General features: G+C 67.2%; 3 protein-coding genes. All 3 read right to left on the bottom strand.

What is annotated here, in order from left to right; all coding sequences use genetic code 11:
• Nucleotides 1–51 precede the first annotated feature (51 nt).
• The 3 genes from AC2YG9_RS13480 to AC2YG9_RS13490 all read right to left on the bottom strand — a co-directional run bounded on the left by AC2YG9_RS13480 (nt 52) and on the right by AC2YG9_RS13490 (nt 14,411).
• On the bottom strand, nt 52–942 hold the full coding sequence (locus AC2YG9_RS13480; RefSeq protein WP_487298486.1) for a hypothetical protein: 891 nt from the start codon (nt 940–942) through the stop codon (nt 52–54).
• 112 nt (nt 943–1,054) lie between these two features.
• Entirely contained in the window at nt 1,055–4,159 is a 3,105-nt protein-coding gene (locus tag AC2YG9_RS13485; protein WP_487298487.1) for a M10 family metallopeptidase C-terminal domain-containing protein, read from the bottom strand.
• A 361-nt stretch (nt 4,160–4,520) separates the two neighbouring features.
• Nucleotides 4,521–14,411 carry a hypothetical protein gene (locus AC2YG9_RS13490; RefSeq protein ID WP_487298488.1) on the bottom strand — a complete coding sequence of 3,297 codons (9,891 nt, stop codon included), beginning with the start codon at nt 14,409–14,411 and terminating at the stop codon, nt 4,521–4,523.
• Nucleotides 14,412–14,484: the final 73 nt, after the last annotated feature.

The following is a 14,484-nucleotide window of genomic DNA, read 5'->3' on the forward strand; positions in this document are numbered from 1 at the left end:
GAACAATGCTCGACAGACCGGAAGGGGCATTAAGTCAAGAATCTGCAGGGGTTAGCGGGTTTCTGCCGAGGCCTGGGACTGTGCCAGAGCCATCTGCAGGCCGATCCGGACAGCCTGCATCAGATGGGAGCAGGAGGCGATGAAGGCGTCGGCCGCAGCCTGGGTGAAGCAGAGGGTGCGCGCCTCATCGTCGATGATCAGCAGCCCCTCCTGCCGCGCGTCCTCGAACAACTTCTTCACATGCGGTCGCGACACCCCGAACCGTTTGGCCAGGGCATGGATCGAGAGGGGCTTGGACTGCGGCGGGTCCTCGGTGAACAGATGCAGGAGGATCAGCAGGCCGGCGTTGCGCTCGATGAACATGTTGATCGGGGTATTGCGGAACAGGAAGACGTCGCGGTGCATCGCCTGCACGCCGCAGATCGACGCCTCGACCTTCAGATAGGCCTGGTCGTCGGACATCAAGGCCAGCCCTTGCTCGGAGACCTCCGGCCATAGATAGCCGATGGCGTCGACGAAGGCGGCGCGATGCCGGCGATACTGATCGATCAACTCCGGCGACGCCGTCAGGCTGCGGTCCAGTCGGCCGTCCGGCAACCGGGTCATGGTCAGGTAGCGTGAGGCCCGCAGGTCGGTCCAGAAGCGGTTGACGCGCCCCGGACTGGAGAACCCCATCGCCGCGCAGGCCGACTTCAGGGATTGCAGGGTCAGGGCGTCCATGCCGAGCAGGGCCATGGCGGCCAGGCCCGTCATGTAGCTGCCCCGGTCCTGGAACATCTTGCGCATCCCGGCCGACTGGTGGTCGTACAGGTCGACGGTCGCCTGGGCGGCTTTGACGATCGCGGGCAACAGGCCCGGGTGGTTCCGCAGTTCCTCGAGGGCCTGCTGCGAGAAGGGATCGGGCGTGGTGAGCAACGGCGGCGCCTCGAACTGATCCGCCAACTTTCACAGACCCGAGCCGCCGCGTCCAGCGCTCAGATACCGATGTTACGAAACAGCTTCAGCGCCTCCCCGCGGTTGCGGGAAGGCGCTGTCGCACGCTGATGTACGGGACCTAAAGGATCCAGCCGCCGGTCACGTTGCCGTTCAGTTCGATGACCATGTCGGCCACCGCGTCGCCGTTGGTGTCGAACGACAGGGTGGTCAGGTTGAGGCCGGCGTCATAGGCCCGCACCGCCTGGGCGGCGTGGCCGTCGAAGGCGGCGACGAAGACGAAAGCCTGGTCGCCGGCGAGGTTGATATCGGAGTCGACGCCCTTGACGTTCAGCTTGTCGCCTTGGGAGGCGTTGAAGTCGAGGATGCGGTCCGCCGCTCCGGCGGCCGATTCCGCCGTCAGGGTGTAGTTGAAGCTGTCCTTGCCGAGCCCCCCCGTGAGGGTGTCCTTGCCAAGGCCGCCGATCAGGATGTCGTCGCCGGCGTCACCGAACAGGGCGTCGTTGCCGTTGCCGCCGAGCAGCTGGTCGATGTCGTCGCCGCCATAGAGGCTGTCATCGCCATCGAGGCCGTACAGCTTGTCTTTGCCGCCGTCGCCCTGCAGTTCGTCGTTGCCGCCGTTGCCTTTGAGAGTGTCATCGCCGGTCAGGCCGAGGATGATGTCCGCACCGGACCCGCCGTTCAGCGTGTCATTGCCCGCCGTGCCGGTTATGCCGCTGGCGCCGCCGGTCAGGGCAAAGCCGAGGTTCTCGGCCGTCAGCTGGCCGGGCGAGACGCCCTTGAGCGTGGCGATGGTGGTCCAGCTGTTGCCGCCGCCGTTCAGGTCGACCTGAACGATGGAGCCGGTGGCGCTGGCCGTGACGCGGACGTGGCCGGTGCTGGTCGGGTTGGACGTCCCATCCCAGTTGGTGAACCTGGCCACCATGTAGCTGGACATATCCAGCCGGTCGCCGCCCGCCCCGGCCGTGAAATCCTCGACCGCCACCACCGCGCCGGCGGCGAAGTCGCCCTCGATGCGGATGGTGTCGACGCCAAGACCGCCGGTGACGGTGGCCGAGCCATGGGCCTCGAAGCGATCGAGGCCGTCGCCGCCGCGCGCCTGGGTCATGCCCGACAGGGCCCCCAGCACGAAGCGGTCGTCGCCCGCGCCACCGTCGAGCACGAAGCTGCCCGTGCCGCCGGCCGCCCGGGTGATGGTCAGGACGTCGTTGCCGTTCTGGCCGTACATCTGGTCGGCCGTGCCGCCGGTGTCGGTGAGCGAGTCAGCGCCATCGCCACCGATCAGGTTGTCGTTGCCGAGGCCGCCGTCGATCTGGTCATCGCCCGCGCCGCCTTCCAGACGGTCATTGCCGCCCCAGCCGGCGATGATGTCGTTGCCGGCGTTGCCCTTGAGGGTGTTGGCCACGTCGTTGCCGCGCAGCTGGTCGTTGCCCGACCCGGTCGTGCCGTTCTCGATGACAACGCCGTTGGCGATGGTGTAGCCGCCGTGGATGCCATAGGCGTAGTTCATCCAGCCGCCGCCGCCTTCCTCGTACTGCAGGCTGGCGGCCCGCAGATCGATGTTGGCGTCGCGGGCGCCGCTGTAGCGGATTTCGTCCGTGCCGCCGCCGTCCCAGATCGACTGATAGAAGGTGCCGGCGGCGTTGACGTCCTTCATCACATAGATGTTGGCGCCCGCGTTGTAGCTCTCGTTGACGCCGTACTTGTCCTGGATGACGGCGATGTCGAGGGCGCCAAGCGTGCCCATCCAGCCGAACGGATCAGCGGTCGTGCCGGTGATGCCCCCGGCGCTGGGCATGCCGTAGGGCGAGGACTGCCAGCCGTCATTGTAGGACATCATGGTGAAAACCTGCTGGCTCAGTTCGAAATCGCCCAGCTGGCCGCCGATGGCGCCCTCGGCCGGGTCGTCGCTAGGGCCGGCGCCGCGCATGACGCTGGAGCGACCGCCGTTGTCGTGCGGGTGGGCCATGCCATGGCCATGGCCGAACTCGTGCAACAGGGTCGTGAAGTAGAAGCCGCCCTGGCTGAGGCCAGCCTCGGTCCAACGGACATCGCCGCTATTGAACTCGGCCTGACCCTCGTTCGGCTCATTGGGGGGGCTCATCCGACCCAGCAGGCTGGCTCCGACACCCGGCGTGCCCTGATAGGTGACGAACTTCAGGTCGGCTTCGGCCCGGGTGGAGACTTCGAGGTAGACGATGTCGGCGACATGCTCGAACTGGTCAAGCGCCAGACGGAAGGCGTCCTTCTCCCATTGGGTCATGTTCTTGGCCTGGACCATGGTGGCCAGGCCGCCCGGCTCCTCATCGACGAACACGTCGCCCTGCTTGGCGAAGTAGTAGGTGATGACGTTCTTACCGGTGATGCCGTACTCGTTGTTGGTGATCGGCGAGCCGCCGTCCGGCGTGCGGTAGTTCGGGCGGCTGCCGTTGTCCCCGTCCGGGTTGCGGGAGCTGCGGTCGAAGACGCTGCCCCAATCGATCGAATGCAGCGGGCTGTCCGGCGAATAGAAAGGCACATAGGCCCCGGGCGCGTTGGGGTCGACCGAGGTCAGGAAGATCTCGTAGTCGCCCACGAACTCACCGTTCGTGCCATCGGCCGGCTCGTTGTCGAACGAGCGGGCGTTGATGAAGTAGTCGCCGGTCGCCGTGGCCGTGTAGGTCAGGATGGCGTCGAGACCGGACGGGGTGTTGGGCCCGCCGCCGTCGGCGCTGAGGATGAAGGTCCCGTTGGCGTCGTAGAGCTCGATAAAGGCGTCGGCCAGCGGCACCAGGTTGGGCCCGCCGACCTTCAGGAACATCGAGACGTCATAGGTCTGGCCGGCTTCGAAATGGACCTTGAACCAGTCCATGTCGCCGACCGTGTCGATGGCGGCGATCACATGGGGGCCGTCGACGGTCAGGGTGGCGGTGGTGCTGGCATCGCCCGGATGCAGGTCGGTGGTGATCAGCAGGGGGGCGATCGGCGCCACGTCCTTGCCGTCACCAACGCCGTCAAAGGCGAACCCCTCACCGTGGTTGTGCTTCAGGTGTGCCGCGTAGGCGACCCAGTCGAAGCTGCTGGCCTCGGTCGCCGGGCCGCTGCTGGTCACCAGGCTGGTGGTGGTCATCAGGTCGGCAAAGTTGTGCGAGGTGCGGACAATCTGGTCGTCGCCGAGCATGTCGCGGCGGAACAGGATGCGGTCATCGGCGTCCATCTGGACGGCCGCCTGGGTGCGGTAGGCCATTTCGATATTCCCTCCAACGGGCGAAACGGCCTCCTGCCGCCGCCCGTCCTGTCTAGGTCAACGAGCGGGGCGGCCGGGTTCTTCCGGCCGGGGTTCAAAAAGTTCTGGAGCACTGTGGGGAGACAGACAGAGGGCGCGCGCGGCCGTGACGGAAACCCATCCCCCGATGCCGCGATTGATGACCACGCGTTGACCCTCCAGCCAATCGGGAGGGTTAACAAAGTTTCAAATGAAACGGTTCCCAGGTCGCCGAACATTGTCCGCAACCGGATGACCCGTTCCGAGGAAGCCGCCTGTTGGCTGGGCGTGCCTGGCCAAAGACGCCGGCGACGGGGCTAACCCCATCGCCGGACGGCGAACCCTACAGCAGCCAGCCATCCTTGGGCGGATCGGCCGGCATTGGAGCGGGCAGTCCGATGAAGTCGGCCGAGGACAGGCTTGAGGCCTGCACCCCGGTCAGGATGACGTAGCTGCCGTCGGAGAAGACCACTTTCGCGCCGGCGGCCAGCTGGCCGATCGACGTGTAGCCCCCGAAGGCGCTGACATCGATGCGGTCGATCCCGTCCTGGAAGTCGGCGATGGTGTTGGCGCCGTCGCCGAGCCCGACGACAAAGACGTCCGCGCCCGCGCCGCCGGTCAGGGTGTCCTGACCCGCGCCGCCGATCAGCACGTCGTCGCCGTCGCCGCCATTGAGCTTGTCGGCCCCTGCCCCGCCCTCCAGGCGGTCGGACCCGTTCAGACCGTTCAGGGTGTCATTGCCGTCGAGCCCCTGGATCGTCTCCCACAGGTCCGTGCCGCTGATCGTGTTGGCCGATGCATTGCCGCTCAGCAACGCCTGATCGCCCGGAACCACCTGCCCCGTCGGAGGCGGGGGCGGCGGAGGCGGAGGCGGCGGGGGCGGAGGCGGCGGAGGAGGAGGAGGAGGCGGAGGAGGAGGAGGCGGTGGCGGTGGCGGTGGCGGTGGCGGGCTGACGCCGGTGATGAAGCTCGCGGCGGTCAGTTGGCTCGAAAGAACACCGGTCAGGGTGACAGAACTACCGTCCGAGAAGGTCACCTTGGCGTTGCCGGAAAGCTGGCCGATCGCTGTGTAGCCGCCAAAGGCGCTGACATCGAGCCGGTCCACACCGACCTGGAAGTCGGCGATGGTGTTGGTCGTCCCGTCACCGATGCCGATGACGAAAATGTCCGAGCCGGCGCCGCCGGTCAGGGTGTCCTGACCCGCCCCACCGACAAGAATGTCGTCGCCGTCGCCGCCGAACAGCTTGTCCGCGCCGACGCCGCCTTCGAGGCGGTCCGAACCACCCAAGCCGTTCAGGGTGTCGTTGCCGTCGAGACCGAGGATGGTCTCCCACAGGTTTGTCCCGTTGATCGTGTTGGCGCCGGCCGTACCAGTCAGCGTCGCTTCATCGCCCGGGATCACTTGCCCCGTCGGTGGAGGAGGCGGTGGCGGCGGAGGCGGAGGAGGCAGGCCGAGGAAGCTGGCGTCCGTCAGGTTGGTAGCCGTCACACCGGTCAGCCGGAAGCTGATGCCCGTGCCGGTCCCGACCGTGACGACAGTATTGGCGCCGTCCTGGGCTGCGCTCCACGTGCCGAAGCCGGTGACATCGATCCTGTCGGTCCCGACCACGAAGTCCGTGACCGTGTCGGCCCCGCCGCCGCTGACAGCGACGAAGCGGTCGATGCCGTTTCCGCCGGTGAGGATGTCCGAACCCGCGCCGCCGGTCAGGGCGTCATCGCCCTCTCCGCCGGCCAGCAGGTCATCGGCGTCGCCGCCGATGAGCGTGTCCGCGCCGCCCAGACCCTGAAGTTCGTCGCGACCGGTCGTGCCGGTCAGCGTCTCACCGTTCGCTGTGCCCGTCTGCAGCGCGTAGGTCGGCGGCGGTGGCGGGGGTGGCGGCGGAGGAGGAGGTGGTGGCGGCGGAGGCGGAGGCGGGCTGACGCCCGTGATGAAGCTGGCGGCGGTCAGTTGGCTGGCCTGGACGCCGGTCAGAGTCACCGTGCTGCCGTCGGAGAAGGTCACCTTGGCCCCGGCCGCCAGCTGGCTGATTGCCGTGTAGCCGCCGAAGGCCGTCACATCGAGGCGATCCGCCCCGACCTGGAAGTCGGCGATGGTGTTGGTCGTCCCATCGCCGGCGCCAATGACGAAGATGTCGGCCCCGGCGCCGCCCGTCAGGGTGTCCTGGCCCGCGCCGCCGACGATCACGTCGTCACCGTCACCGCCGTTGAGTTTGTCGTTGCCGACGCCGCCCTCGAGCTTGTCCGACCCGCCCAGACCATTGAGCGTGTCATTGCCGTCCAGACCCTGCAGCGTCTCCCACAGGTCCGTGCCGTTGATAGTGTTGGCGCTGGCCGTGCCGGTCAGCGTCGCCTGGTCGCCGGGCGTCACCTGCCCGACAGGCGGAGGCGGCGGAGGCGGCGGTGGTGGGGGCAGAGGCGGTGGCGCGTTCAACCCGATGAAGCTGGCGTCGGTCAGGGCGGCGGCCTGTACGCCCTGAAGCAGCACGGTCGTGCCGTCGGCGAAGGTCACGCGGGTGTCCGAACCCACCTGGATCCGCGAGACCGTGGCCCCGAACGCTGTCGCGTCGATTTTGTCCGTGCCGACAACGAAGTCCCAGACGGTGTCGGCCCCGCCGCCGGCGGTGGCGACAAACACGTCGGCCCCGGCGCCGCCAGACAGCGTGTCGCCGCCCAGGCCGCCGGTCAGCCGGTCTGCGCCGTCGCCGCCATGAACGCTGTCGGCGCCCGAGCCGCCGCCCAACTGGTCATCGGCCTCATTCCCGTTCAGCAGGTCGTCGCCATCGCCGCCCTTCAGGATGTCGGCGCCCCGACCGCCGGCGATGTCGTCGGCATAGATCCAGCCCGTCACCTGGTCGGCGCCGTCGCCGGAGAGCAGCTTCAGCCGCTCGACGTTTACGACGCTGCCGCCGCCGGCCAGCGTCTGGACGGTCCCGACGGCCGCGGCCGCCAGGTCCAGCACCAGGGGCGTGGTGATGTTGAAGTCGAGACGCAGGTCGAGCAGGTCGACGCCGACGCCACCGTCTATGGCGTGGCGCCAGTTGACCTGGATCAGGTCGTCGCCATCGCCGCCTCTGGCGATCCCGCCATCGGCCCCGTCGAAGTCTTCGTACAGAGTGTCGGCCCCTGCCCCGCCCTCCAGAGTGTCGTATCCCTTGCCGCCAACGATATAGTCGCTTTCGTCGCCGCCGCGCAGGATGTCGTCTCCGCCACGGCCTTCCAGCCGGTCGGCCCCGGCCCCGCCCTCAAGCAGGTCGGCGCCGGGCTTTTCGTCCGGATTGACGTCGTCGTCCCCGTAGAGCTGGTCGGCCCCGGCGCCGCCGCGAAGAATGTCGGCGCCGTCGCCACCGACCAGATAGTCGTCGCCGTCGCGGCCCTCGAGGATGTCATCCCCGCCGCCGCCATCGAGGCCGTCAGCATTGACATGTCCGTAGATGCGGTCAGCGAGTTCGCTGCCGCCGATCGACAGGGTTTCCACATTGACGATGGAGCCCACCGCGCCCATGGCCTGAACCGTACCGGCCGCGGCGAGAGCAAGATCGAGGATGATCGCCGCGTCGCCCATCTGGCTGCCAACGTAGGCCCGATCGGTTCCGGTGCCGCCGTCGATGGTGTCGTCGGTCGTGGCGTATATGTCGTCGTTGCCTTCCAGCGCCTGGATGCTGTCCCGGCCGGAGGTTCCGAACAGGGAGTCCGAACCTGTTGTTCCGGTGACCGGAGTGGCGGTCATCGCCGCGACAGGCAGGACGGCCAGGCCGGTGAAATCGGACAGGGTCAGCTGGTTGGCCTGGATATTCCGCAGGCGCAGGAGCAGGCCGCCGCCGTAGACCAGGACAGCATCTGCCCCCGATTGGAATAGACGGAAGACGCCTCCGGCGCCGGTGAAGTCCAGCAGGTCCTGGCCCCGCGTGAAGTCCAGGATCAATGCGTTTCCGCCGCCGTCGAGCTTGAAGACATCGGCCCCGGCGCCGCCGGTCATGGTGTCGTTGCCGGCGCCGCCGATCAGGATGTCGTCGCCGTCGCCGCCGTTCAGCGTATCGTCGCCGTGCGACCCCTCCAGCCGGTCGGACCCGCCCATGCCGCTGAGCGTGTCTCCAAAGCTGTAGCCCAGGATGACCTCATTGCGGCCATCGCCGGTGATCACATCAGGCGCGGCGGTACCGGTCAGGTATCGGTCGTAGACCGGACCCGGGGGCGGTGGCGGCGGAGGCGGGGGTGGAGGCGGCGGAGGGGGCGGGGGCGGCGGAGGCGGGGGCGGCGGCGGACTCACCAGCCCATAGAAGTGGCTCGCCGTCAGCCCAGCCGCGGCGACGCCCTGAAGCGTCAGGGTCTCGCCGTTCTCGAAGGTCACCCGGGCCTGGCCGTTGACCGTCGAAACCGTGTAGCTGCTGTGGCCGCCGGCCTCGATAAAGTCGACCCCGAGCTCGAAGTCGGTGATGACATCGGCGACGTCGCCCACCTCATGGACGAAGACATCTTCGCCGGTTCCGCCCGTCAGAGTGTCGGCTCCAAGGCCGCCCTTGATCCGGTCAGCGCCCGCGCCGCCGGTCAGGGTGTCGCTGCCGGCCTCGCCGCTCAGGTCGTCCGAGCCCTCCGCGCCCAGCAGCTGGTCATCGCCATCGCCGCCGTACAGGAAGTCGTCACCGCCCGCGCCTTCCAGCCGGTTGGCGACGGTGTTGCCGGTCAGCGCGTCGGAATAGGCGCCCCCGATCAGGTTTTCGATGCTGTCGAAGGTGTCGAGATCCGAGCCGATCTGCTGGCCGAAGGTGAGACTGAGGTTGACCTGGATGAACTCTTCAACGCCGGTGAAATCGGCCGTGTCGGCGCCGGCCCCGCCGTTGTAGGCGTCGTTGCCGAGGCCGCCGACGAGGACGTCGGCGCCATCGCCCCCGTTCAGGGTATCTTCGCCGTCGCCGCCCTCGAGCCGGTCGATGCCGCCCAGCCCGTTCAGCGTGTCGTTGCCATTGAGCCCGCGCAGGATTTCGTTGCGCCCGTCTCCGGTCAGGGTGTCGGCGGCGCCGGTTCCCACCAGTTCGCGCTGATAGGGCGGTGGCAGCGGCAGGCCGATGAAGGAGGCGTTGCTGATGCTCGAGGCGGTCACGCCCGCCAGCAGCAGATGGCTTCCGTCGTTCAAGGCGACGACCGCGCCGTCGCCCTGTTGGGCCCAGCCCTTGATGCCGCCGTAGGCGCTGACGTCGATCAGGTCGACGCCGGCCTCGAAGTCGACAATCGTGTCCGACCCGCCGCTGGGCGCGACAACGAATTTGTCCGACCCCCCGCCGCCGTAAAGGATGTCGTCGCCGCCCCCCCCGGTCAGTTCGTCCTCGCCGGCGCCGCCGGAAAGCCAGTCCCACCCGTCGCCGCCGGACAGGCGGTCCGCGCCGTCGCCGCCGGCCAGAATGTCATCGTCGGCCCCGCCGCTGAGGATGTCGTCTCCGGCACCACCCGACAGGTCGTCGACGTAGGCTCCGCCCGTGATCCGGTCAGCGCCCGAGCCACCGATGGCGATCAGCTGTTCGACATTGACGATCGAGCCGCCGTTGGCCTGGGCCTGAGCGACCCCGGCAGCGGCGGCGGCGATATCGAGGACAATTCCTGTCGTGACCAGCGCGCCGGCCGTCAGCCGCACCCGGTCGAACCCGGCGCTGCCGTCGATCACGTTGGCGAAGGACGCCGTAATGACGTCGTCCCCGGCCCCGCCCCGCAGGATATTGAAGCCCAACTCGTAAGGCCCCTCGGTCAGGATGTCGGCGCCGTCCCCGCCTTCCAGCGTGTCGCCGCCGGCCCCACCGATCAGCTCGTCGGCGCCAATCCCACCGCGCAGGATGTCGTTGCCTTCCCGCCCCATCAGCAGGTCATCGCCGTCCTCGCCTTCAAGCAGGTCGTTGCCCGGACGCTGGCCCAGCGCGAGAACGCCCTCATGGTCGCCGTACAGCTTGTCGGCGCCCGTTCCGCCGCGGAGCGTGTCGTCGCCGTCCTCGCCCACAATGAGGTCGGCCCCGTCCCGGCCCTCGAGCGTGTCGCGGCCCCCGCCGCCCCGAAGTTCATCCGCGTACAGATGACCGAACACACGGTCGTCGCCGATGCCGCCTTCGAACCGGATCTGTTCGACGTTGACGATGGAGCCCCGCCCGTTGACCTGGGCGACGCCGGCCGCAGCCTGGGCAACATCGATGACCATCGCCGGTCCGCGGTCGGACCGGGAGAGGTAGAGCAAGTCCTTGCCGGCGCCACCGTCGATCCGGTCGACCGAGTAGGTGTAGATCGTGTCGTCACCCTCGAGGCCGCGGATGTCATTCAGCGCGCCGGACATCCAGTACAGGTTGTCGGCCGAGGCCGTACCGCTGTTAACGCGGAAGGGGAGTTCCGGCAGGCTCGTCAGCCCTATGAAATGGGTGAGCTTGAGGTCGAAGGGGTGGGCCAGCTTCAGCAGGATCGACGAGCCGCCCGCCAGGTTAATCTGCAGGTCGAGACCCACATAGGAGAAGGAGGCGATGGAACCGTAGGCCGTGAGATCGATGCGGTCTTCGTCGTAGAGGCCCATGATGGTATCGGCGCCACTTCCCGGCGCGAAGACGAAGACGTCGATGCCTTCATCGCCATAGAGCCGGTCGTTGCCGAGGCCGCCGATGACGATGTCGTCGCCCGGTCCGCCGGTGACAGTGTCATCGCCGGCCCCACCGTCGAGCCGATCCTGGCCGAAGCTGCCGCTCACGTGATCGTTGCCGCCGGCGCCGTTGATCTGCTCGTTGCGCTCGTCACCGTACAGCATGTCGATCGCAGGCCCGCCGCTGAGCAGGCGGTCGTAGGCGGCGGGCTGGGCCGGCGCAGGCGGAATGTAGGGCGCCACATTGCCGAACTTGAAGTCGACGGCCGTCAGGTTCTCGGCCTTGAAGTCCTTCAACAGCAGGGTCTGCCCCGGCGCGAAGGTGACCAGGGTGTCGAGGTTCTGCTGCACGATGGAGCGGACCTCGGCGTAGTCCAGCGCCTCGATGAGGTCGAGACCATCATCGAAGTCGAGGATGATGTCCTGGCCGCCCCCCGCCTTGAAGACGAAGATGTCCCCGCCCGAGCCGCCCATCAGGGTGTCGACCTCAGCCCCACCATCCAGGCGGTCGTCGCCGGCGCCACCGTTCAGCAGGTCCTTGCCCGCCGCGCCATTCAGGGTGTCGTTCCCCGCGAGGCCGTAGAGCTTGTCGATGCCAGCCGTACCGTTGACGGTCTCCGAGCCGGAGGTTCCCGAGATCGCCGCCAGGCCGATGTTCACCGCCTGGTCGGTGAAGCGCACGGTCTCGACATCGCGCAGGATCAGCGTGCCGCCCGCGGCCGTGCCGGCCGTGACGGTCCAGCTGCCGTCCGCATTCTGGGCCATGGTTGCCGAGGCGCGGGTCTGGTTCAGCACCACCGTGCTGACGCCCTCGCCGCCGTTGATCACCGTGACCAGGTTCGAACCGCCGGCAGAGACCCGGAACTCGCTGTTGCCGGATCCCGCGAAGATCAGCTGGCGCACATCCTGGCCGCTGAAAATCGTCGGGTTGATGATGAAGTTGCCGCTGTGCTCGCCCTGGCGCAGGTCGATGATGTTCGTCCCGCCCTGCATCAGGAAATCGCCGACCACCCGGCCGAGATTGACGAACTGCGTCATCCCCCACTTCAGATCGACGTCGCCCAGCATGACGCCTGTGTTCGCCACCTGCAGGTTCGGCGACGAGGTCCCGTAGGAATCAATCAGGAAGGCGGTCTTCGCGGCCAGGATGCCGCTGTTCTCGAAGAACCTCTGGAACCGGACGTCGTTGATCCCGCCGATCTCAAGGGCGATGGCTGTGTCGCCCTGCGCGCGGATCAGGCCATGGTTGGCGAAGTAGCCGCTCTCGTAGCGCTGAACACTGGCCCCGATCGCCAATCCCGTGTTGGCATATTGCGAGGTCCGGCCGTTGGCGTCGGAGAAGGCCTCGATCACTCCCCAGTTGGCGCCGTTGACGCCGTTGTGGAAGTTAGGCCCGAAGGCGAACCCGAGGTCCGCCCGCACTGAAATCACGCCGGTCGCGAGGTTGTTGAAGACGTACTGGCTGTTGTAGGTGTTGATTACAGAGGCCCAGCCCGTCCCGATGTAAAGGCCAAGGTATCCGGCATTGGTAATCGGCGCGAACGACCCTTCCTGGCTTTCGAACGCGTAGACGTAACCTTCGCCGTGATTTTCGACAATGAAGCTGGAACCTTCATGAAGGTCAATGCGCGAAGCGTCTCTTACGCCATAGTAGTTGAAGTGGCCGATGAATATGCCGTAGTCATCATATGACCCTCGCACATATCCGTAGTTCTCAAAATTCACGCTGCCAGTATCGCGATACGCGTTACTGGAAAAGAACATGTGATAGATGGGAATAAGGTTACTGAAGAAGTTATAAAACGGGTAGTCGACGATATAGACTTCATCTGCAGCAATAACGGTATCGGCGTTGAAGTGGCGCCCCTCGACCCCCAGGGGCGGGGGCGCCGCCGGCGCAGCCGGCCCCATGTACGAGCCCAGGGAGTAGACAATATCGCTCGCCGCCAGACTGGAGGCCGTGAAGTTCTTCAGCAGAATGGTCTCGCCCAGGGCGAGAGTAATCAGGGTGTCGGCGCCCTGCTGGACGATCGAGGCGGCGCTGGAGTAGCCGTAGATCAATAGTTTGTCGGCGCCACCGGTGCGGAAGTCGAGGATGACATCGCGCCCCTCGCCGATGACGTGAACGAAGGTGTCGGCCCCGCCGCCGCCCTGCAGCACGTCCTGGCCGACGCCCCCGACCAGAAGGTCCGCTGCGGCCCCGCCCGTCAGAACGTCGTCGCCGTAGCCGCCGAAGAACTCGACCGCCTGGGGGGCCGCGGTTATCGAGTCACTGAAGTCCGTGCCGATCACGCGTTCGATACGCGCTACGGTGCTGGACCCGCCGACCGAAAACTTGCCCGTCGCCATGTTCAGGACAAGGCTGGCCGAGGCCGAGCGGAAGGATAGGGTGTCAAAGCCCGCGCCGCCGTCGATGACGTTGTCGCCACGACCGATCTCGAACCAGTCAGAGCCGGTGTTGCCGATCAGGGTGTCCGCGCCGCCGCCGCCGTAGACAAGGCCGTTGTCGGTCCCCAGGACGATCCGGTTGATGCCGCGGCCCAGATAGAACGGGCCGGTGATATGGCCGGTGGCGCCCTCGTAGACCAGCTCGCCGTCGCGCATGAAGATCGCGCCGTCGATCAGGTTGGTATTGGTGATCGAATGGACGCCCATGCCGAGCCAGAAATGGCCCTTGATGATGCCGCTGTTCTGGACCGTCAGCTTGGAGATCGGCGGGATGAACGCACTCGAGCCATAGGGCGCGTTGTCATCCACGTAGAAGGCAAAATCGGCCTCGATCGTCCCGGAATTGACGAAGGGGTGGTGGCCGAACTCCACCAGGACGCCGACGCTGATGTCCGTCTCGCTGGCGGTGATCGCCCGGATGGTCCCGCTGTTGTAGAACTTGCCGGCTGAGTGCCGGACGCCAATCGCCGAGATGCCGTCGTCGGCCCTGGCGTCGAGACCGGTCACCTCGATCAGGCCGGCATTGTCGAAGGTGACGGAGTCGATGTTGCCGTAGAGCAGCCGGGTGCTGACACCCTCCCCGTACGTCTCGCCCCAGATCCGCAGGACGCCGCCGGCGGTCTGGGTGAAGCTCTCGACCCAAAGGGCGCCCATGGCGCTGCCGTTCAGGGAGACGGCCTGCACCAGGCCGTCGTTGCGGAAGTTGAAGGTGTCGTAGGTCGACGAGCCGAGCACGGCGATAACGCTGGCGTTCGCCCCCGCCGCGAGCGCGTAGATCTTGCCGGTGGCGGTGTTGTGGAAGAGCGTCCGGCTGGACAGGTGCGACCAGCTGCTCCCGATGACCGCATTGGAGTACCCGGAGCCGTCGGCCAGGTTCATCACGATCGTGCCGTTGTTGGTCAGTGCCGGCGGCGGGGTCGCGTTGGTGAACAGGATGGCGGTCAGACCGCCCGTATTCTGGGCGAAGTACAGCGTCTGGCCCGCCGCCACGGTCAGGCTGGCATTGGTCTCGATCGGCGTGCTCGGCGTGACGGTCGGGATCGGTGTCGTCGGCGGCGAATTCGGAACCACGGCCAGCTTGGTATCGACGGGCGCAACGATGCGCAGCGCGCCGTCCTCGCCAAGACGCGACGCCTTCAGCATCTCGGCAATCAGCCGATCCTGCCGCACAGTCCTGAACATGGAACGCCCCCCGCACGTCCCCGCTACTTCGGGAACGTCGCGGGCCCAGAATAACGATCCGGGGCGGTCGTTT

Source organism: Caulobacter sp. SRI_014 (assembly GCF_057586315.1).

What these genes read in the sequence shown, in the direction of transcription:
- AC2YG9_RS13485 (WP_487298487.1), bottom strand. Translation starts at nt 4,159, where the DNA reads ATGGCCTACCGCACCCAGGCGGCCGTCCAGATGGACGCCGATGACCGC.
- AC2YG9_RS13490 (WP_487298488.1), bottom strand. Translation starts at nt 14,411, where the DNA reads ATGTTCAGGACTGTGCGGCAGGATCGGCTGATTGCCGAGATGCTGAAG.